The 18,269-nt window shown below is 68.3% G+C and carries 21 protein-coding genes; 13 read left to right on the forward strand and 8 right to left on the reverse strand.

Annotated elements, in window-relative coordinates:
• The first annotated feature begins 5 nt into the window (after positions 1–5).
• The 6 genes from ACFCV3_RS31475 to ACFCV3_RS31500 are packed head-to-tail and all read left to right on the forward strand — an operon-like array spanning position 6 to position 5,586.
• Positions 6–965 (forward strand): ABC transporter permease, encoded by a 960-nt coding sequence (locus ACFCV3_RS31475; RefSeq protein WP_376036017.1) that lies wholly within the window; start codon positions 6–8, stop codon positions 963–965.
• Positions 962–1,945 (forward strand): ABC transporter permease, encoded by a 984-nt coding sequence (locus tag ACFCV3_RS31480; RefSeq protein WP_376036019.1) that lies wholly within the window; start codon positions 962–964, stop codon positions 1,943–1,945. Before ACFCV3_RS31475 ends, ACFCV3_RS31480 begins: the two co-directional genes overlap by 4 nt.
• Positions 1,942–2,745, forward strand: a complete 804-nt coding sequence (locus ACFCV3_RS31485; protein ID WP_376036022.1) for an ABC transporter ATP-binding protein — start codon at positions 1,942–1,944, stop codon at positions 2,743–2,745. Before ACFCV3_RS31480 ends, ACFCV3_RS31485 begins: the two co-directional genes overlap by 4 nt.
• On the forward strand, positions 2,742–3,563 hold the full coding sequence (locus tag ACFCV3_RS31490; protein ID WP_376036025.1) for an ATP-binding cassette domain-containing protein: 822 nt from the start codon (positions 2,742–2,744) through the stop codon (positions 3,561–3,563). Before ACFCV3_RS31485 ends, ACFCV3_RS31490 begins: the two co-directional genes overlap by 4 nt.
• Positions 3,560–4,837, forward strand: a complete 1,278-nt coding sequence (locus tag ACFCV3_RS31495) for an alpha/beta fold hydrolase (protein WP_376036027.1) — start codon at positions 3,560–3,562, stop codon at positions 4,835–4,837. Before ACFCV3_RS31490 ends, ACFCV3_RS31495 begins: the two co-directional genes overlap by 4 nt.
• 44 nt (positions 4,838–4,881) lie before the next feature.
• Positions 4,882–5,586, forward strand: a complete 705-nt coding sequence (locus tag ACFCV3_RS31500; protein ID WP_376036030.1) for a GntR family transcriptional regulator — start codon at positions 4,882–4,884, stop codon at positions 5,584–5,586.
• Position 5,587: 1 nt separating this feature from the next.
• On the opposite strand, the gene ACFCV3_RS31505 is transcribed toward ACFCV3_RS31500, so the two are convergent.
• A complete protein-coding gene (locus ACFCV3_RS31505) occupies positions 5,588–6,568 on the reverse strand; it encodes a carbohydrate kinase family protein (RefSeq protein ID WP_376036032.1) in 981 nt (326 codons plus the stop codon).
• A 91-nt stretch (positions 6,569–6,659) separates the two neighbouring features.
• On the opposite strand from ACFCV3_RS31505, the gene ACFCV3_RS31510 reads away from it, so the two are divergent.
• The 5 genes from ACFCV3_RS31510 to ACFCV3_RS31530 are packed head-to-tail and all read left to right on the forward strand — an operon-like array spanning position 6,660 to position 10,484.
• The gene (locus ACFCV3_RS31510; protein ID WP_376036034.1) at positions 6,660–7,295 is read left to right on the forward strand and encodes an O-methyltransferase; all 636 of its coding nucleotides are present in this window, start codon (positions 6,660–6,662) and stop codon (positions 7,293–7,295) included.
• Positions 7,292–7,933 (forward strand): ATP-binding cassette domain-containing protein, encoded by a 642-nt coding sequence (locus ACFCV3_RS31515; protein ID WP_376036037.1) that lies wholly within the window; start codon positions 7,292–7,294, stop codon positions 7,931–7,933. Before ACFCV3_RS31510 ends, ACFCV3_RS31515 begins: the two co-directional genes overlap by 4 nt.
• Positions 7,930–9,531, forward strand: coding sequence for a DUF6297 family protein (locus ACFCV3_RS31520; protein ID WP_376036039.1), 1,602 nt, complete (start codon positions 7,930–7,932; stop codon positions 9,529–9,531). Before ACFCV3_RS31515 ends, ACFCV3_RS31520 begins: the two co-directional genes overlap by 4 nt.
• Before the next feature lie 51 nt (positions 9,532–9,582).
• Positions 9,583–9,933 carry a PadR family transcriptional regulator gene (locus tag ACFCV3_RS31525; protein WP_376036042.1) on the forward strand — a complete coding sequence of 117 codons (351 nt, stop codon included), beginning with the start codon at positions 9,583–9,585 and terminating at the stop codon, positions 9,931–9,933.
• Positions 9,930–10,484 carry a hypothetical protein gene (locus ACFCV3_RS31530; RefSeq protein WP_376036044.1) on the forward strand — a complete coding sequence of 185 codons (555 nt, stop codon included), beginning with the start codon at positions 9,930–9,932 and terminating at the stop codon, positions 10,482–10,484. The genes ACFCV3_RS31525 and ACFCV3_RS31530 overlap by 4 nt, the downstream gene beginning before the upstream one ends.
• On the opposite strand, the gene ACFCV3_RS31535 is transcribed toward ACFCV3_RS31530, so the two are convergent.
• The 4 genes from ACFCV3_RS31535 to glnA all read right to left on the reverse strand — a co-directional run bounded on the left by ACFCV3_RS31535 (position 10,473) and on the right by glnA (position 14,070).
• Entirely contained in the window at positions 10,473–11,513 is a 1,041-nt protein-coding gene (locus ACFCV3_RS31535) for an LLM class flavin-dependent oxidoreductase (RefSeq protein WP_376036047.1), read from the reverse strand. The genes ACFCV3_RS31530 and ACFCV3_RS31535 overlap by 12 nt on opposite strands.
• Before the next feature lie 60 nt (positions 11,514–11,573).
• On the reverse strand, positions 11,574–11,822 hold the full coding sequence (locus ACFCV3_RS31540) for a hypothetical protein (protein ID WP_376036049.1): 249 nt from the start codon (positions 11,820–11,822) through the stop codon (positions 11,574–11,576).
• Between the two features lie 36 nt (positions 11,823–11,858).
• Entirely contained in the window at positions 11,859–12,248 is a 390-nt protein-coding gene (locus ACFCV3_RS31545; protein ID WP_376036051.1) for a cytidine deaminase, read from the reverse strand.
• A gap of 397 nt (positions 12,249–12,645) precedes the next feature.
• Complete coding sequence (glnA, locus tag ACFCV3_RS31550) at positions 12,646–14,070, reverse strand: type I glutamate--ammonia ligase (RefSeq protein WP_376036053.1); 1,425 nt, start codon at positions 14,068–14,070, stop codon at positions 12,646–12,648.
• 191 nt (positions 14,071–14,261) lie between these two features.
• On the opposite strand from glnA, the gene ACFCV3_RS31555 reads away from it, so the two are divergent.
• Both ACFCV3_RS31555 and ACFCV3_RS31560 read left to right on the forward strand, forming a co-directional pair.
• Positions 14,262–14,720: an RDD family protein gene (locus ACFCV3_RS31555; RefSeq protein ID WP_376036055.1), complete on the forward strand. Its 459-nt coding sequence runs from the start codon at positions 14,262–14,264 to the stop codon at positions 14,718–14,720.
• Between the two features lie 59 nt (positions 14,721–14,779).
• On the forward strand, positions 14,780–15,313 hold the full coding sequence (locus tag ACFCV3_RS31560) for a hypothetical protein (RefSeq protein ID WP_376036057.1): 534 nt from the start codon (positions 14,780–14,782) through the stop codon (positions 15,311–15,313).
• On the opposite strand, the gene ACFCV3_RS31565 is transcribed toward ACFCV3_RS31560, so the two are convergent.
• The 3 genes from ACFCV3_RS31565 to ACFCV3_RS31575 form a co-directional block, all read right to left on the reverse strand.
• Complete coding sequence (locus ACFCV3_RS31565; RefSeq protein WP_376036058.1) at positions 15,310–16,035, reverse strand: hypothetical protein; 726 nt, start codon at positions 16,033–16,035, stop codon at positions 15,310–15,312. The genes ACFCV3_RS31560 and ACFCV3_RS31565 overlap by 4 nt on opposite strands.
• A 60-nt stretch (positions 16,036–16,095) precedes the next feature.
• Entirely contained in the window at positions 16,096–17,376 is a 1,281-nt protein-coding gene (locus tag ACFCV3_RS31570) for a class I SAM-dependent methyltransferase (protein WP_376036060.1), read from the reverse strand.
• A gap of 183 nt (positions 17,377–17,559) precedes the next feature.
• A complete protein-coding gene (locus tag ACFCV3_RS31575) occupies positions 17,560–18,255 on the reverse strand; it encodes a DUF4191 domain-containing protein (protein WP_376036062.1) in 696 nt (231 codons plus the stop codon).
• Positions 18,256–18,269 lie beyond the last annotated feature (14 nt).

An 18,269-nucleotide genomic window follows, 5' to 3' on the forward strand; every position in this document is an offset into this window, starting at 1 on the left:
AGCCGATGACAACGACCCCGACGTTGCTCGAGGTCGAGGAGGTGGGAACCCCGGTCGCGGCCGGTGGTTCCCCGGCCTCGGCCCGGCGGATCCTCAGGATCGTCACGCGGGACAAGGGTGCACTGGCGTGCGTGCTGTTCCTGGTGATCGTGGTCCTGATGGCGGTGGCCGCGCCGCTGATCACCAAGCTCAGCGGCTGGGGACCGTACGCGTTCGACTCGGCCGCGATCGACTCCTCCCTCGGTGGTGTCCCGCGGGGTGCGCTGGGTGGGATCAGCGGTGAGCACTGGTTCGGCGTCGAGCCGCAGAACGGCCGGGACCTGTTCGCCAGGATCGTGTACGGCGCTCGCGTGTCGATCACGATCTCGTTGTCGGCGACCGTGCTGACCGGGGTGCTCGGCGTCGTACTCGGCATGCTGGCCGGGTTCTACCGCGGCTGGGTCGACCAGGTGATCTCGCGGCTGATGGACTTCCTGATGGCGTTCCCGGCGCTGATCTTCATGATCGCCATCCTGTCGTCGCTGCCGGCCGGGAACCGCCCGGTGCTGCTGGTGGTGGTGATCAGCGCGTTCGGCTGGCCCTACCTTGCCCGGGTGATCCGGGGGCAGACGATGACGCTGGCCGGCCGCGAGTTCGTCGAGGCCGCCCGGGCGTCTGGTGCCAAGGACCTGCAGGTGGTGTTCCGCGAGATCCTGCCGAACCTGCGCGGTTCGATCGTGGTGATGACGACCCTGGCGATCCCCGGCTACATCGGGACCGAGGCCGGGCTCTCCTTCCTCGGCGTCGGCGTCTCGCCGCCGACCGCGTCCTGGGGCCAGATGATCTCGAGTTCGGTGAGCTGGTACTCGGTCGACCCGATGTTCTTCGCGATTCCGGGCGCCTTTCTGTTCCTGACCGTGCTCTCGCTGACCGTTCTCGGCGACAAGATCCGTACCGCGATCGATCAGGGCGAGGCGGCCTCATGACGCGTTATGTCCTCGCGCGGCTGGGCGGGGTCGTGGTGATCCTGCTGGCCGTCTGCCTGTTCACGTATCTGATCTTCTTCAAGCTCTCGCCGGATCCGGCGGTGATGATCTGTGGCAAGACCTGTACGCCGGAACGCATCGACTCGATTCGTTCGGTGCTCGGTCTGAACCAGCCGATCCTCACGCAGTTCGGGGAGTTCCTGCGCGGGATCGTCGCCGGCCGCGACTACGGGTCTGTGCACTGCCCGGCGCCGTGTCTGGGCTACAGCTTCCAGACCAACGAGTCGGTCTGGAGCATGCTGACCAGCCGGCTCCCCGTCAGTATCACGGTCGCCGTCGGCGCCGCCGTACTGTGGTTGCTGGCTGGTGTGATCGGCGGTCTGGTCAGCGCGGTCAAACAAGGCACGTGGTGGGACCGGACGGCGATGGCACTCGCGCTCGGTGGCGTGAGCGTGCCGAACTACGTGCTGGCGCTGGTGCTGCAGTACGTGCTGGTCGTGAAGCTCCAGGTGCTCCCGTTCCCGTCGGCTCCGGCATTCGGTGACGATCCCGTGCTGTGGTTCTCGTCGTACCTGATGCCCTGGGTTGTCCTGGCAGTCGGCTACGCCTGTCTGTACGCGCGGCTGACCCGGAGCAACGTCATCGACACCTTGTCCGAGAACTACTACCGGACCGCGCGGGCGAAGGGATTGGGTGGCGCGCTCATCATGCGGCGGCACGCTTTGCGGCCTGCGTTGACCCCGATCGCCACGATCTTCGGGATGGACTTCGCCGGGCTCCTCGGCGGTGCGCTGATCACCGAGACCGTGTTCGGGCTGAACGGGATCGGCAAGCTGGCCGCCGACTCGATCGCCAAGAACGATCAGCCGGTGATCATGGCGGTGACGCTGCTGGCCGCCTTCTTCGTTGTCATCGGCAACGTTGTGGTCGACCTCGTGTACACGGCCTTGGATCCGCGAGTCAGGGTGGTGCCGGCATGAGCGATGAACTGTTCGTGGTCGAGGACCTGACCGTCACGCTGCCGACCGGCCGCGGTCCGGTCGACGTGGTGAAGAACGTGTCGTTCACCGTCGGCCGCGACGAGACCCTCGGCATCGTCGGCGAGTCCGGGTCGGGCAAGTCGATGACGGCCTTGGCTGTACTCGGGTTGCTGCCCAGAGGAGCCCGTACGTCGGGCAGTGTGCGACTGGACGGGACCGAGCTGCTCGGCCGGTCGGACCGTGAGTTGCGGCCGATCCGCGGGAACGCGATCTCGATGGTGTTCCAGGATCCGCTCTCATCGCTGAACCCGTATTACACCGTGGGGCTGCAGATCGAGGAGATGTACCGGACGCATCGCGGGGGTTCACGGAAGGCGGCCCGGCAGGTGGTGATCGAGGCGCTCGAACAGGTCCGGATCCCCGATGCCGGCCGGCGGATCGACCAGTACCCGCACCAGTTCTCCGGGGGGATGCGGCAACGGGTGATGATCGCGATGGCGTTGTGCTGTTCGCCGTCGCTGCTGATCGCCGATGAGCCGACGACCGCACTGGATGTGACGGTCCAGGCGCAGATCCTGGAGTTGCTGGCCGAGCTGCAGGCGACCACCGGGACCGGGATGATCTTCATCACCCACGACCTGGCGGTGATCAGTTCGATCGCGCAGCGGGTGCTGGTGATGCGGTCCGGTGATCCGGTCGAGTACGGAACCGCCGAGCAGGTGTTCTCCGACCCGCAGCACGACTACACGCGGATGCTGCTGGACGCCGTACCGAGGATCGACGATGAGGTGGCGTCATGACGTTGCTACAGGTGCAGGGAGTGGTCAAGGAGTTCAGCACTCCGGGGGCACTGGGGCGCAGGTCGACGTTCACGGCGGTGGACGATGTGAGTTTCGACGTCGAGCTCGGCGAGACGCTGGCGGTCGTGGGGGAGTCGGGGAGCGGGAAGTCGACGACCGCTCGGATTGCGGCCCGGTTGCTGGAGCCGACCCGGGGGACCGTGCTCTTCGACGGCGAGGACGTGACGCGGGCCCGCGGCAAGGACCTCGCGCGGTTCCGCAACAACGTCCAGGTCGTGTTCCAGGATCCGTTCTCGTCGCTCAACCCGCGGTACACCGTGGAGCGGATCATCACCGCGCCGCTGAGTTACCAGGGCATCAAGCCGGCCGCGGGGTACCGGGCTGCCGCACAGGAGCTGATGGAACGAGTCGGCCTGGACCCGGACCACTGCCAGCGGTACCCGGCTCAGTTCTCGGGCGGCCAGGCGCAGCGGATCGGGATCGCCCGCGCGCTGGCGGTGAACCCGAAGCTGGTGATCTGCGACGAGGCGGTCTCGGCGCTCGACGTGTCGATCCAGGCGCAGGTTCTGGAGCTGCTGATGCGGCTCCAGGCCGAGAGCGGGTTCAGCTATATCTTCATCGCGCACGATCTGGCCGTGGTCCGGCAGATTTGCCACCGGGTGGCCGTGATGAACCAGGGCCGGATCGTCGAGCTCGGTACCCGCGAGCAGGTGTTCGGCGATCCGCAGGACGACTACACGCGGACGCTGCTGGCCGCCGTACCGCGGATCAATCCGGAGTGGGACGCCAAGCGTAGGCAGCGAAAGGTTGCGTCGTGATCAGCTACACGATTCCTGATCTGCACGTCCGTGAACACACGGTCGAGGTCCCGCTGGACTGGTCCGATCCGGGCTCGGAGTCGATCACCGTCTTCGCGCGCGAGCTCGTCGAGCCGGTGCGCAAGGACGAGGACCTGCCGTGCCTGCTGTACCTGCAGGGCGGACCGGGTGGGAAGGGGCCGCGGCCGGTCGGCTCGGTGCCGTGGATCCGGCAGGCTCTGAAGACGTTCCGGGTGATCTTGATGGATCAGCGCGGCACGGGGCGCAGTACGCCGGTCAGCGGCCGGCGGATGGCATCGATGCCGGCCGACCAGGGGGCCGACTATCTGGCGTGCTTCCGGGCCGACTCGATCGTGGCGGACGCCGAGCATCTGCGGAAGACGGTCTTCGGGGATCGCCCGTGGTCGACGCTGGGTCAGAGCTATGGCGGCTTTCTGACCCTGACCTATCTGTCTCAGGCACCCGAAGGGCTGGCCGCCTGCTACGTGACCGGCGGGCTGCCCGGGCTGGAGCCGTCTGCGGCAGAGGTGTACCGGCGGACCTATCCCCGGGTGGCCGCCAAGAACCGCGAGTACTACGCCCGCTTCCCGCATGACGCCGAGCAGATCGGCCGGATCGCGGACCGGCTGGCCACCGACGACGTCCGGTTGGCCGATGGAGACCGGTTGACGGTACGACGGTTCCAGTCGCTCGGCATCGACTTCGGGATGAAGCCGGGGTTCGAGCGGATCCACTGGCTGGTCGACGAGGCCTTCGTGGGCGACGAGTTGTCCGAGACGTTCCTGGAGCAGGTGCGCGGACTGTCGTCGTACCGGACCAACCCGCTGTTCGCGGCGCTGCAGGAGAGCATCTACGGATCCGGGGACGGTGCGACCGGCTGGGCGGCCGAGGCGGAGCGGGCGCGGCATCCGGAATTCGCCGAGGACGCCCGGCCGCTGGTGCTGACCGGCGAGATGATGTACCCCTGGATGTTCGCCGAGATTCGCGGCCTGCGCCCGTACCAGGGGGCGGTCGAGCGGCTGGCGCAGCGGCCACGCTGGCCCGAGCTGTACGACCTCGAGCGGCTGGCGGCGAACGACGTACCAGTTGCTGCCGCGGTGTACTTCGACGACATGTACGTCGATTCCGGGCTGCAACTGGACACCGCGCGGCGGGTCGGCAATGTGCAGGCGTGGGTGACGAACGAGTACGAGCACGACGGCCTCGGCTCCGACCGTGTGTTCGAGCGGCTGACCGAGCTCGTCCGGTCCGTCGGGGGTGGCGTCGCGGGGTGACGACCGTCGTGCAGGACAATGGGCGGCGACCCAAGGAGGTGGAGATGGCTTCCGATTCGATCGGGCCGCTGCCGAGTGTCCGGCGGCTGGACCAGCGGGAGAACCTGCGCGACAGCGTCGCGAACGCGCTGCGGGCAGCCGTCATCTCCGGTGAGCTGGAGCCGGGCGAGGTGTATTCCGCGCCGATGCTCGGGGCCCGCTTCGGGGTCTCCGCGACCCCGGTCCGGGAGGCGATGCTGGACCTCGTCCGGGAGGGCCTGGTCATCTCGCTGCGGAACAAGGGCTTCCGGGTCACCGAGGTGTCCGAGAAGGATCTGGACAATCTGGCGGCGCTGCGGCAGCTGATCGAGCCACCGACGGTGCGCGACGTCGTACCGGTGATTCCGGCCGCGGACTTTCCGGAGCTGCGGCGGCTGGCCGATGACATCGTGGTGGCGGCGGAGGCCGGCGACCTGATCGCCTACATCGAGGCGGACCGGGTCTTCCACGTCACGCTGCTCGCGTACTCCGGCAACCAGAAGCTCGTCGACGTCGTCTCCGACCTGCGGTCCCAGACCCGGTTGCTGGGACTTACCCCGCTCGTCGAGAGCGGACGCCTGGTCGCGTCGGCCGAGGAGCACCACGAGCTGGTCGGGCTGGTCGAGGCGCGTGACGGTGACGGCGCTGAGCAACTGATGCGCCGCCACATCGGGCACGTCCGCGGGCTCTGGGCCCGCTCGCCGGTCTCGCCGGCCTCGCCGGTTGACTGACTCAGCTCTGGCTGAGCGCCTGCTGCGCGGTGTCGGCCGCGTCGGCGCCGTACGCGCTGGACATCCGCTCGAGGAACTTGGCGCGGTTCAGGGTGTACTCCTGGGTGCCGACCGTCTCCAGGACGGTCGTGGCCAGGGTGCAGCCGATCTGCGCGGACACCTCGTGCTCGAGACCGGCCGCGCGACCGGTCAGGTAGCCGGCGCGGAAGGCGTCGCCGCCGCCGGTCGGGTCGACCAGACCCGGTGCCGGGACCGCGGGGACCTTGGTGATGATGCCGCCGGCGTTCTCGATCACCACGCCGTCGCCGCCGTGCGTGGTGACGCGGACTCCCACCTTGCTCAGGATCTCGTCGTGGCTCCAGCCGGTCTTCTGCACCATCAGGCCGGCTTCGTACTCGTTGCTGAACAGGTACGTCGCCCCGTCGATCAGGCGCTGGATGTCCGAGCCGTCCATCCGGGCCAGCTGCTGCGACGGGTCCGCGGCGAGCGCGATCCCGTGCTGGCGGGCCAGCTCGGTGTGCTTGAGCATGCCCTCAGGGTCGTCGGCGCCGACCAGGACCAGGTCGATCCCGCCCGCGGCCGCGTGGATCGCACCCAGGTCGAGTTCGCGGGACTCGGCCATCGCGCCGGTGTAGAAGGAGGCGATCTGGTTCGCGTCCAGGTCCGTCGTACAGGTGAACCGGGCGGTGTGTACGTTCGCACAGACGCGCACGTGGGACACGTCGACACCGGCCTCGGTGAGCGCCGCGCCGTACTCGGCGAAGTCCGCGCCGACCGAGCCCAGGAGCAGCGACGGACACCCGAGCTGGGCCATCCCGTAACAGATGTTCGCCGCGACGCCACCGCGGTGCACCACCAGCTCGTCGACCAGGAACGACAAGGAGACCTTGTGCATCTGCTCCTCGAGGAACTGGTCCTTGAAGCGACCGGGGAACGTCATCAGGATGTCGGTCGCAATCGAACCGGCGACGGCGATCTGCATACGGGGGTGCTCCTCGGGTGGGGTGCTTGTGCGGCTGTTGGACAACCCATAGAGACTACAGCCGACCGTTCTAATACATGGAGGGGTACTTATGGGGTCACAAGTTCAGGTGACGGACGAGCTGCACGACTACATGGTGGCGCACGGCACACCGCTGGACGAGATCGCGACGTCGCTGGTCGAGGAGACCCAGGCGCTCGGCGACGTCTCCGAGATGCTGACGACGGCCGACCAGGCGGGGCTGCTGACCACGCTGACCCGGATCGCGTCGGCCCGGCGGGCGGTCGAGATCGGGACCTTCACGGGTTTCTCCGCGCTGGCGATCGCGCGCGGCCTGCCGGACGACGGCCAGCTGATCTGCCTGGACGCCAGCGAGGAGTGGACCGCGATCGGCCGGAAGTACTGGGACCGGGCCGGGGTGGGCGGCAAGGTCGAGCTGCGGATCGGTGACGGGCACGCGCTCGCGGCCGAGCTGGACGGCTCCTTCGACCTGGCCTTCGTGGACGCCGACAAACCCGGCTACATCGACTACTTCGAGAAGCTGGTCCCGCTGATCCGGCCGAACGGGATCCTGCTGTTCGACAACACGCTGGCCGGCGGCCGCGTGGTGGACGCGGACGGCCCTGCCGACCGCAAGGAGTTCAACGCCCACATCGCGGCCGACCAGCGCGTCGACGTGACGATCCTCGGGATCGGCGACGGGCTGACCCTGGTCCGCAAGAAGTGAGCGCGGCGACGCCGCGGCTGGCGATCGAGGACCTGCAGCACAAGTACGGCGACCGGCCGGTGATCGAGGGGCTCACCTTCACCCTGGACGCCGGCCAGGCGATCGCGCTCGTCGGGCCGAACGGCGCCGGCAAGACCACCGTGCTCAAGTGCATCGTGGGCGCGGCCGAACCGGCGGCAGGCACCATCCTGCTCGACGGTCAGCCGATCGACGAACGCTCCGAGGCCGTCCGCCGCGACGTCGCCACCCTGCTCGACGACCTCGACTTCTTCCCCGACCTGACCGCCGCCGAGCACCTCGACCTGCTGGCCCGCGCCCACGGCAACGCGACCCCCGAGGACCTCGTCGACACGTTGCTGGACGACATCGGGCTGCTGCCGGCCGCCGACCAGTTGCCGGGTTCGCTGTCGTCCGGCCAGCGCCGCCGGCTCGCGCTGGCCACCGCTCTGGTGCGCCCACGGAAGCTGATGGTCCTCGACGAGCCCGAGGCGCGGTTGGACGTCGACGGCGTGCGCTGGTTGTCCGAGCGGCTGATCGAGGAGAAGAAGTCCGGTACGTCGATCCTGTTCGCGAGCCACGATCCTGCCTTGGTCGAGGCGGTCGCGGACTCCGTCGTGACCCTCACGCCGCTGCCATGAGTGAACCAGTTGTGTACGACCCAGCGGACTTCGGTGCGATTCCTACTCCTCGCGCGCTCCGGAAGTGGATGCGGGAGACGCGGCGCAAGCACGCTGATCGTTCGTTCGGGCAGTTGTTCGAAGACGTCTACCTCGTCATCTTCACGCTCGCCATGCTCGGGGCGACCGGCGGTAACGTCGTCAAACACCTGAACGCCGACATGACGACGTGCGACTCCCTGCACTGCCTGCGGTTGTGGGACGTGATCCCGTACATCCTCATCCCGTTGCTGGTGGCAACCACCTTGCGGGTGCTGGTGAGCATCGGTCCGGTATCGGGTTCCCAGGCAACCGGTTTCTGGCTACTCGGTACGCCGGTCAACCGCAGCGCGCTGCTGCGGCCGACGTACTGGAAGGCGATTGCCGGTACGGCGGTGCTCGGCGCCGTGCTGTCGACGGTCGCGTGGGCGGTGCTCGGACCGCCGTTCACCTCGTTGGCCGAGGCATCGATCGTGACGACGGCGCTGATGCTGTGTGCCGCGTGTGTGACGGTGTGGGCGCAGCAGGCGGAACGGCGTACGTGGTGGACGCTGCGAGTTGCCGACCTACTCCTGGTGGTGGCCGCGATCCCGGCCATCTGGCTGGCCGTCCAGCGCTTCAGGGACCCGGCGAACATCCAGTTCGCCAACGTCATCCTGGGCCGTGGCTACGGCGAACGTGTCAGCAGCTTCCCGATCGTGGGTCCGAACTCGGCGCACTGGTCTATGGGTAAGGAGCCGGCGGCGCTCAGCCCCGAGGACGTGCGGCTGCTGGTGGTCGCGTCGGTGGCGCTCGTTGTCGTGGTCGTGCTGGTGGTGCTCACGGCGCGGACGTTGGGCCGGTTGAGTCGGACGAGCGTGATTGCGGGCGGCGAGTTGCTGGCCGGGCTGGCTGGTGCGGCCAGCAGCTTGGACCCGAGCATGCTGGCTGATGTGGTGTCCGGGCGGCACTGGCGGTTGCGGGGGCGGGCGAAGAGCCGGCGGGGTCGGGGGTCTGAGGGCGGCGCGCTGATCCATCGGGAGTTCGTGCGGATCCTGCGGTGGCCGCGGCGGTTGGTGATGGCGTTCGCGTTGCTGGTGGTGCCTTATGCGGTGGCCGGGGCCGGGTTCGATCCGCTGGTTCCGATCGCGGCCGGGTTCGCCGGGTTCGCGGCGATCCGGCCGTTGATGGACGGGTTGCGGTCGGTGTGCCGGTCGAAGGGGCTGGTGCGGGCGCTCGGGTACGACCTGCGCGAACTCCGCGTGCTGATGGCGATCGCGCCGGGGCTCATCACAGTCGTGTGGGCACTGGCGGCGTACCCGATCCTCGGTAGTGGCGCCGCCACGTTCGCAGTCGGCGCGGGCGCGCTCGCGGGTGCGGTCCGGCAGGCGTCGGCGCGACCCCCGTCGTACGCCGGACCGCTGGTCGCCTCGCCGATGGGCGCGATCCCGCCGGGGCTGTTCTCACAGCCGATGCGCGGGTTCGACGTACTGCTGATCTGTCTGGCGCCGGTGCTGCTCGGGCTCAACTCGACGTGGGTACTGGTGATTCCCGGGTTCATCCTGGCCGTGATGTTCTCCCTCCGGCCGAAGACCGACTGACGGGTCCCCCCGGGCTGGCTTGTCTTGGTGTGGACAGGTACCTTGTATCGCATGGTAGCCGAGAAGGTCTTCACCCAGCTGCGGCGCGGGACGCTGGAGTACTGCGTGCTGGCGCTGCTGCAGGGGGAGGAGCGGTACGGGTTCGACCTGGTGAAGGAGCTCGGGGAGATCGACGGGATGGTCACCACGGAGGGCACGATCTACCCACTGCTGGCGCGGTTGCGGCGGGAGGGGCTGGTGGAGACCAGCTGGCGCGAGTCCGAGTCGGGGCCACCGCGGCGGTACTACCGGTCGACGGCCTCGGGAGGTCAGGCGCTCGCCGACTTCACCACGGACTGGGAGCGGTTTCGGACATCGGTCGACGCGATCCTGCGGCGCGGCAACGAGGGGAGACAGAAATGAGCGGGGAACGACTGGTCGCGGCGTACCTGAGTGACCTGGTCCTGGCAGCCGAGCCGCTGCCGGAGGAACGGCGTACCGATCTGATCGTGGACGTCACGTCACACATCGCCGAAGCGCGCGCCGCGGGTGCGACCTCGGACGACGAGATCCGGCAGATGCTCAAGCAGCTGGGCGATCCGCGCGACATCGTCGCCGCCGCGACCGACGGCCTCGTCCTCGTCGAGCGCCCCTCGGCACAGCCGCGGCTGCGTGGGCGCGACATCGGCACGCTCATCCTGCTGCCGGTCGGCGCCTACATCTTCCTCGTCGGCTGGGTGGCCGGGGTGCTCCTGCTCTGGACGTCGGATCGGTGGACGACCCGCGAGAAACTCCTGGGCACGCTGGTCACGCCGTTCGGCTTTGCATCGGCTCAGATGTTCGCGACCGTCGACCTGGGCGACACGCTGCCGAAGCTCGTCGGTATTCCGTTGGCCGTCCTGCTGCTCCTGGCGCCGCTGTTCACCTTCATCGTGCTGGTGAAGAACGGGCGGCCCGGTCGGTCAGCGGAGTAGCGGCAGGAGCTGGTCGCCGATGCGAACGGTCTCCTCGCGGTACGGCGTATCGGACAGGATGAAGTGCGTGACGCCGAGGTCCTGGTACTTCTTCAGCGACTTCGCGACGTCTTCGGCCGAGCCGACGAGCCACGTCGTACCGGCGCCGCCACCGCCGTACTTGCCGGGCGCCGTGTAGAGGTTGTCGTCGAGCACGTCACCGCGCGCCGCGAGGTCGATCAGCCGCTGCTGGCCAACCGCCTTGAACCAGCGATGGTCACGGTCGCCCGCGTTCTCCGCCATCGTCGCCACCTTCGCCTCGGCGTCCGCCCACGCCTGCTCGGTCGTGTCGCGGACGAGCGTGGTGATCCGCAGCCCGAACTCGAGCGGCTTGTGCTCACGCCCGAGCTCCTCCTGCAGTTGGTTCAGCCGGCTGATCCGAGCCTCGATCCCGTCCAGCGGCTCACCCCAGAACAGCTGCACATCCGCATCAGTTGCTGCGACCCGTTGAGCCGCCTCCGACGCACCACCGAAGTACAACTTGGGCGGGACGACGGGCCGCGTGGCCACCGTGGAATCGCTCACCTGGAAGTACTCGCCGGCGAACGTGACACTCTCCTCGGTCCACAACCTGCGCACTAGCTGAAGGAACTCCTTCGTGCGCGCGTACCGCTGAGCCTGATCGCCCTCGGAATCCCCGTACGCCTGCAGGTTGTCCTGACCAGACACGATGTTGACCAGCAGCCGCCCCCCACTCAGCTGATCCAACGTCCCCGCCGCCGACGCAAACTGCGCCGGCCGCCAATACCCCGGCCGAATCGCCACCAACGGCCGGAAGCTCGTCGTACGGGCCGCCAACGCAGCCGCCACCGTAAACGTGTCCGGCCGCCCCCAGCCGGTCCCGAGTAGTGCGCCGCTCCAGCCGTGTTGCTCGGTGAGCAACGCCAACTCAGTAAGCCGATCCAGACTGTTATGCCCACTAGTAGCGTCGTCACCACGATGCCCGGGCTCGACCTGATTCGGGATGTACCACAAGAATTCGGCGGTCATAAGTACGAGAGTATGTCGACTGACTTACTCCATATAGGCCGTCTCAGGCCGTGGATAAGTTCAGTCGAACCAGTTGAACAGGATCTGGCCGAGCGTCTGCGGCTGGTGATACTGCACGTCCGCCAGGTCGGCCACCGGAGCGTTCAGCTCCTGCGGCGTGCCCACCACGAACCCCGCCGCCTCGAAACTCGCAGCTCCGGGCACCTCGCAGTACGGCGCATCAACCCGCCCGGCCTCCCGTACCGCCCCCACCACCCGCATCGGCACATTCAGTCGCAGCTCGACAACATCCTCCCCGCGCAACTCCAAGGCGGCGCCGTACACCCCGCCACCAACGGCAGCACCTCACACCGGCCAATCCGACTCAGGCAACAGCTCGCGCAGGGGCATGATCCGGTCCGGCCCGAGAATCACCTCGGTCCAGAGGTTCGCCTCGTCGATCTGCCGGATGAACTCCCGGCACCGCCCACACGGCGGTACGACGACCACCCCGTCCACGCCCTGCGTAACCGCCACGGTCCGCGCGATCCGGTACTCCCGCGCAGTCACCATCGCCGCGATAGCCGCATGCTCAGCACAAAACCCCGTGCCGGAACTCGTGTCGATACACACCCCGACGTACACAGTCCCTTTGTCAGTCACCAGAGCCGACGCCACATCCCCGAACACCCGATCCCCCACCCGATGCGGGTACAACACCGCGGCCGCCGCCTCGATCAGACCCTCGTTCCTCATGGTCGCGAACCTAGCAACCGGATCCGACAGCTGCGAGGGGATTCCGGTGACGCTAAGAACAGGTAGTAGTCGCCGAATCGTGGCAATGAGAGCCGGCTCCAGGCGTGCGATCGAGTATGCGTACACGACTACGTCCCGTCGTTCGCGTCACAGCGCCAACGCCGGGAACAGCCGAAGCGCCTCACGAACGAGGGGAGAGAACCCCTGTACGTCAGCCGCCGTGGCGAGCGCGATCCAGCGGAATCCCGCTCGACGCGGAACTCGAAGTAGTCCGATGAGGGCAGCGAGTACCTGCCTGCGGAACCCTTGAATCCGGCAGCGCGGAGAGCCGGGGGCGGGGACGACGAAGCCCACCCGGCGGGACACCGGGTGGGCTTCGGGGTGACGGCTACGAACTTTAAACGTCGTAATAGAGCTCGAACTCGTGCGGGTGCGGGCGGAGCTGGATGGGGGCGATTTCCTGGGTGCGCTTGAGGTCGATCCAGGTCTCGATGAGGTCCGAGGTGAAGACGTCGCCTTCGAGGAGGAACTCGTGGTCGGCCTCGAGGGCGTCGATGACGGCCGGGAGGGAGGTGGGGACCTGGGCGATGCCCTCGTGCTCCTCCGGGGGGAGCTCGTAGAGGTCCTTGTCGACCGGGTCGGCGGGCTCGATCTTGTTGCGGATGCCGTCGAGGCCGGCCAGCAGCTGGGCGGCGAAGGCCAGGTACGGGTTGGCCGACGGGTCGGGGCAGCGGAACTCGATGCGCTTGGCCTTGGGGTTGGAGCCGGTGATCGGGATCCGGATGCAGGCCGAGCGGTTGCGCGAGGAGTAGACCAGGTTGACCGGAGCCTCGAAGCCCGGGACCAGGCGGTGGTAGGAGTTCACCGTCGGGTTGGTGAAGGCCAGCAGCGACGGGGCGTGCTTGAGCAGGCCGCCGATGTACCAGCGGGCGGTGTCGGACAGGCCGCCGTACCCGGACTCGTCGTAGAACAGCGGGTCGCCCTTGCTCCACAGCGACTGGTGGCAGTGCATCCCGGAGCCGTTGTCGCCGAAGATCGGCTTCGGCATGAAGGTCGCGGTCTTGCCGGCCTGCCAGGCGGTGTTCTTGACGATGTACTTGAACTTCATCACGTTGTCGGCCGACGCCAGCAGCTCGTCGAAGCGGAAGTTGATCTCGGCCTGGCCCGCGGTGCCGACCTCGTGGTGGGCGCGCTCGACGATCAGGCCGGACCGCTCCAGGGCCAGCGTGATGTCGTCGCGGAGCTCACCGAAGTGGTCGGTCGGCGCGACCGGGAAGTAGCCACCCTTGTAGCGGACCTTGTAGCCGCGGTTGCCGCCGTCCTCGACGCGGCCCGTGTTCCAGGCGCCGGCGACCGAGTCGATGGAGTAGTGCGAGGAGTTCGCCTTGGTCTCGAAGCGGACGTCGTCGAAGACGTAGAACTCGGCCTCGGGGGCGAAGAAGGCGGTGTCCGCGATCCCGGTCGACTTCAGGTACTCCTGCGCCTTGCGGGCGATGTTGCGCGGGTCGCGCGAGTACGCCTCGCCGGTCAGCGGGTCGTGCACGAAGAAGTTGACCACCAGCGTCTTGGCGCTGCGGAACTCGTCGATGAAGGCGCTGGTCGGGTCCGGCAGCAGCTTCATGTCGGACTCGTGGATCTGCTGGAAACCGCGAACCGACGAGCCGTCGAACGCCAGGCCCTCTTCGAAGACCTCCGGTCCGAACGACGACACCGGGACGGTGAAGTGCTGCATGATGCCCGGCAGGTCGCAGAACCGGACGTCGACGATCTCGACGCCCTCGTCCTTGACGTAGGCGAGCAGCTCCTCAGCGCTGGAAAACATACGTACTCCTCGGGGTGGCTCAGAGATTGCAACTGAACGTAGGGCCTGCCGATTACTCGGCGGTGACCCCGATGTTTCGCGGATGTTACGCCCAGCGTGTCCGCGCTGACCCACTGGTATAAGCCGGTCACACCCTGAGATGTCACAGTCCGCCGTACGGCGGCTCCGGGCGCTTCCGTAGGCTAGCCATCATGGCATCATCGGCCCAGCCGGGCACAGGACCCTCCGATGAGTTTCGATTTCCGGGCAATCGGCTCGGCCTGCCCGCCGACGGTCCGGGCTCGGCGGCCGGCTGGGGCCGCCGGATCGTGGCGCTGCTGCTGGACTGGTTCCTGGCCGGCCTGATCGCGTCCGCGATCACCGGGAAGCCCATCTGGGCCGGTGGCAACGACTTCGGTACGGCGCAACTGGTCACCTTCTTCGCGATGACCGCGATCCTGGCCGGGCTGGCGGGCGGCACGATCGGCCACCGCGTCCTCGGCCTCCGCGTCCTCAGCCTGAAGGAGGGCCCGACCGGCGCTCAGGTCGGACTCCTCGGCGGTGTCATCCGCGCCGTACTGCTGTGTCTGGTCCTGCCCGCCGTCGTCTACGACCGCGACCGCCGCGGCCTGCACGACCGCGCGGCGAACACCATCGTCGTCCGCCGCTGATCTGGCAGCTCCCTGCCACCACATCCCCGCCGAGCTCCCGCCGTACCAGGATCGGCAGGGTGAACCTCGCCGTGACCCGAACCGCCGTACTCGCCGTAGCTGTGCTGATGCTCGCTGCATGCGGCTCATCGGGGGATCAGGTCACGACCCCCAGCGCGAGCGTTCCCACGGCGTCGGCGACGCCACCCCCCAAGTCGTCGCCGACGCCGACACCCACACCGACCGCCAAGCCGACCCCGAAGCCGACGCCGACCCCGAAGCCCGTACCGAAGGCCAAGGACGGGTCGAACTACGCGGCCTGCAGTGACAGCAACTGCGAGGTCCTGCTCAGGCCGTCGACCACGCTCCGCTTCCGTGGCGGCACCCTGAAGATCGGCAAGATCGGCAAGTTCGTGCCCTTCACGATCACCGGCCGGTACGGCGGGGGCAGCGGGCAACTGGCCCCCGGCTGTGTGCTCAACTTCCGGCCGGGCGGCTCCGGCGTCTCCTGCGGTACCGGATCCTTACCGCGCTCCCTGGACAAGCCCGGACTCAACCTCCGCCTCCCGTACATCGGCGGCGGCCGCGCGATCCTGAACCTGCGCGCGCTCTAGCCGGCCGCGATCGCCTGCACGATGAGCTCGTTGCGGGCGTCCTGGCCGAGCGGCACGGTGGTGTGCACACCGTCGCGCAGGTACATCGTGAGGCGATCGATCTTCGCTGCGAGGAACTCGGCCCAGTGCACGACGCGCAGATTCGGGTACCGGCGGTTGGCCTCGGCCAGCTGCAGGTTGACCCAGCCGGTGTTGCGCTGGTCGGCGATCTGCGTCTCGAGCGAGTACTTCGTTCGGGAGACCTGCACGTTCACCCAGTACACCGTCCGCGTCGTCCCCACGAGGCTCATGGTGCGGTTGATCTGAGCCGCGAAGGCCGGCGGGGTGAAGATGTCGTTCGACCCGAGCGCCATCAGGATCCGCGTCGGCAGCCCGTACGTCGCTGCCCACGCCGCCAACGCGTCGACCCCGTGCTCGGTCGGCCGGCCGGTCCAGTTGTTGACCGCCAGCACGTCCTGCGTCCGGCTGCCCAACCGCTCGGCCAGCGACTTCGCATCCTGCAAGGCGATGCTGTCGCCGAACATGAACAGCCCGCTCTGGGCCAGCACCATCCGGATCTGCTCGTCGCTCGAGATCACCCGGGACGAGTTCAGGTACGGCCCGAGCGGGCCCGACCCGTAGCCGTCCGCGAACGCCTGCTCGGCCGTCAGCACCGAGGACCCGGCCACCACCGCCCCCGCCATCAGCAAGCGCCGCCGTGTTGTCTTTCCCTGCTCAGCCATTCGGTCAGTCTGCGGGCGCGGACTCGCGCCCGCCCAGCGTTCTGCACGTTGTTGCAACCGCTAGCGGCGGGTGAACCGGAGCTGGACGTCGTCCAGGTAGTTGGTGCGGAAGCCGGCCTCGGAGTAGGCGAGGTAGAACTCCCACATCCGGCGGAAGGTGCCGTCGAAGCCGAGGTCGGCGATGGCCGGCCACTGATCGGTGAAGCGGTTGCGCCAGATCCGCAGCGTCCGGGCGTAGTCCGCGCCGAGGTGGCGCAGGACCTCGGTCTGGAGGCCGGTGTGCTCGCGGGTGACGTCCTCGATCACCTTCACCGAGGGGATCAGGCCGCCGGGGAAGATGTACTTCTGCACCCAGGTGAAGGTGTTGCGGGTGGCCAGCATCCGCTCGTGCGGCATCACGATCGCCTGGACGACGGCGACACCGCCGGGGGCGAGCCGCCGTTCGATCGCGTCGAAGTAGACCGGCCAGTACCGCTCGCCGACCGCCTCGATCATCTCCACACTCAGTACGGCGTCGAACTCGCCGATCTGATCGCGGTAGTCGCGCAGCGCGACCTGCACGCGGTCGCTCACGCCGGCATCGGCGATCCGGCGCTGCGCCAGGAGGGCCTGCTGGGAGGCGATGGTGATCGCGGTGACCCAGGCGCCGCGCTGGGCGGCGCGGATGGCCAGGCTGGCCCAGCCGCAACCGATGTCGAGCACCCGGGAGCCGGACTGGACGCCGGCCGCGTCGAGGATCGCGTCGAGCTTGTTCAGCTGGGCCTGGTTCAGTTCGTCGTACGACGCCTCGCCGAGCCCGGCCGTGGGATCGGGGGAGCCGAAGTACGCCGCGGAGTAGGTCAGGGTCGGATCGAGGAACTCCGAGAACATGGCGTTGCTCAGGTCGTAGTGCCGGCTGACGTTCTCGCGGGCGCCGGCCCGGTCGTTCTCCTGGTCGCCGGGCTGGGTACGGGTCACCAGCCAGCGCAGCGACTGCGCCCACTTCGGCAGCAGGTGCCGGGTCTCCTCGTTGCTGAACCGCTCGGCGAACGGCACCAGCAGATCGGCCAGATCGGTGCCGGGCTCGGGGTCCCAGTCACCGGCCAGGTAGGCCTCGCCGAATCCGGAGCCGGCGTCCTGCCCGAGCCGGTCCAGGAACGCGGCGCTGCGGTGCACCCGCATCGCCGGGCCACCGAGACCGTACGACTTGTTGTCGAGATTGATGGTCGCGGGCAGGTCCTTGGCGATCAGACGGATCGCGGCCAGAGCGCCGACCCGGCGTACCGGGTTCGATCGCGGTCTGGCCAGCGTCGGCCATGTCTCGGCCACCGGCTGGTGCACCGCCGGCATCAGATCCGTCATGACTTTCTACCTCACCCCTTGAACCGTCCTGGCCGCACTCTAAGGCCGATTGCCGTCAGGCCGCTGCGACACGAGGCACAGGAAACCCCACGCCTACTCAAACGCGGCTGAAGCCGATCGGTTACCCAGCACGTTTTCCGGTTCAGACCAGTGACCCTGGGTAAGTGCGGACGGTCCTTGGGGTCAGCGGCCCTTCATGGCCTGGCGGGCGCCCTTCATGCTGGTCGGCACCGGGCCCTTCGGCATCGGGACCTGCGGGCGGACGGCGTCCAGCGCCTTCAGCCGCTGCAGCAGGTCGGTGATCTCCGACGGCTGCAGGGCGGCCGGGAGCTTCATCACGTGCTTGGTCAGCTTGCGGATGTCGATCTCGTCCTCGCCCTGACCGGCGACCAGCTGGATGACCGGTGCGCCGCCGGCGACCCGGGTGTGCTTCTTGCCCTCGGCGGCCAGCAGGTTCTTCACGCGGCTCGGTGCGCCCTCGCCGACCAGGACGATGCCCGGCCGGCCGACGACGCGGTGCACGATGTCGGCGTTCTTGGTGACCGCGACCGCGGGCGTCACGTTCCACCCGCGGCGCAGCGTCTGCAGGGCGGAGGCGGCCGCGCCGGTCTGGCCCTCGATCTGGCTGTACGCCGCCTTCTCGACCTTGCGGCCGAAGATGATCGTGGCAGCGAGGAAGCCGAGCGCGACACCGAGCGGGATCCAGACCAGCAGCGGGCCGATGAAGAACCCGCCCGCGACGAACACCGCGACGATGCCGAGGAAGATCCCGGCGAGCACCAGCCCGACCTTCGGGTCGGACTTCTTGGTCAGCGTGTACGCCGACCGGATCTGCTTGAGCCGGCTGGTCTTCTCGGCGGGCGCGTCGTTCTTGGCCATCTCTACCTTGTCCT

The sequence above is a fragment of the Kribbella sp. NPDC056345 genome (genome assembly GCF_042262745.1).
Classification (GTDB): Bacteria; Actinomycetota; Actinomycetes; order Propionibacteriales; family Kribbellaceae; genus Kribbella.

Coding starts and splice junctions, on each gene's coding strand:
- ACFCV3_RS31475 (WP_376036017.1), top strand. CDS start 6: ATGACAACGACCCCGACGTTGCTCGAGGTCGAGGAGGTGGGAACCCCG.
- ACFCV3_RS31480 (WP_376036019.1), top strand. CDS start 962: ATGACGCGTTATGTCCTCGCGCGGCTGGGCGGGGTCGTGGTGATCCTG.
- ACFCV3_RS31485 (WP_376036022.1), top strand. CDS start 1,942: ATGAGCGATGAACTGTTCGTGGTCGAGGACCTGACCGTCACGCTGCCG.
- ACFCV3_RS31490 (WP_376036025.1), top strand. CDS start 2,742: ATGACGTTGCTACAGGTGCAGGGAGTGGTCAAGGAGTTCAGCACTCCG.
- ACFCV3_RS31500 (WP_376036030.1), top strand. CDS start 4,882: ATGGCTTCCGATTCGATCGGGCCGCTGCCGAGTGTCCGGCGGCTGGAC.
- ACFCV3_RS31505 (WP_376036032.1), bottom strand. CDS start 6,568: ATGCAGATCGCCGTCGCCGGTTCGATTGCGACCGACATCCTGATGACG.
- ACFCV3_RS31510 (WP_376036034.1), top strand. CDS start 6,660: ATGGGGTCACAAGTTCAGGTGACGGACGAGCTGCACGACTACATGGTG.
- ACFCV3_RS31520 (WP_376036039.1), top strand. CDS start 7,930: ATGAGTGAACCAGTTGTGTACGACCCAGCGGACTTCGGTGCGATTCCT.
- ACFCV3_RS31525 (WP_376036042.1), top strand. CDS start 9,583: ATGGTAGCCGAGAAGGTCTTCACCCAGCTGCGGCGCGGGACGCTGGAG.
- ACFCV3_RS31530 (WP_376036044.1), top strand. CDS start 9,930: ATGAGCGGGGAACGACTGGTCGCGGCGTACCTGAGTGACCTGGTCCTG.
- ACFCV3_RS31535 (WP_376036047.1), bottom strand. CDS start 11,513: ATGACCGCCGAATTCTTGTGGTACATCCCGAATCAGGTCGAGCCCGGG.
- ACFCV3_RS31545 (WP_376036051.1), bottom strand. CDS start 12,248: ATGAGGAACGAGGGTCTGATCGAGGCGGCGGCCGCGGTGTTGTACCCG.
- glnA (WP_376036053.1), bottom strand. CDS start 14,070: ATGTTTTCCAGCGCTGAGGAGCTGCTCGCCTACGTCAAGGACGAGGGC.
- ACFCV3_RS31555 (WP_376036055.1), top strand. CDS start 14,262: ATGGCATCATCGGCCCAGCCGGGCACAGGACCCTCCGATGAGTTTCGA.
- ACFCV3_RS31565 (WP_376036058.1), bottom strand. CDS start 16,035: ATGGCTGAGCAGGGAAAGACAACACGGCGGCGCTTGCTGATGGCGGGG.
- ACFCV3_RS31570 (WP_376036060.1), bottom strand. CDS start 17,376: ATGACGGATCTGATGCCGGCGGTGCACCAGCCGGTGGCCGAGACATGG.
- ACFCV3_RS31575 (WP_376036062.1), bottom strand. CDS start 18,255: ATGGCCAAGAACGACGCGCCCGCCGAGAAGACCAGCCGGCTCAAGCAG.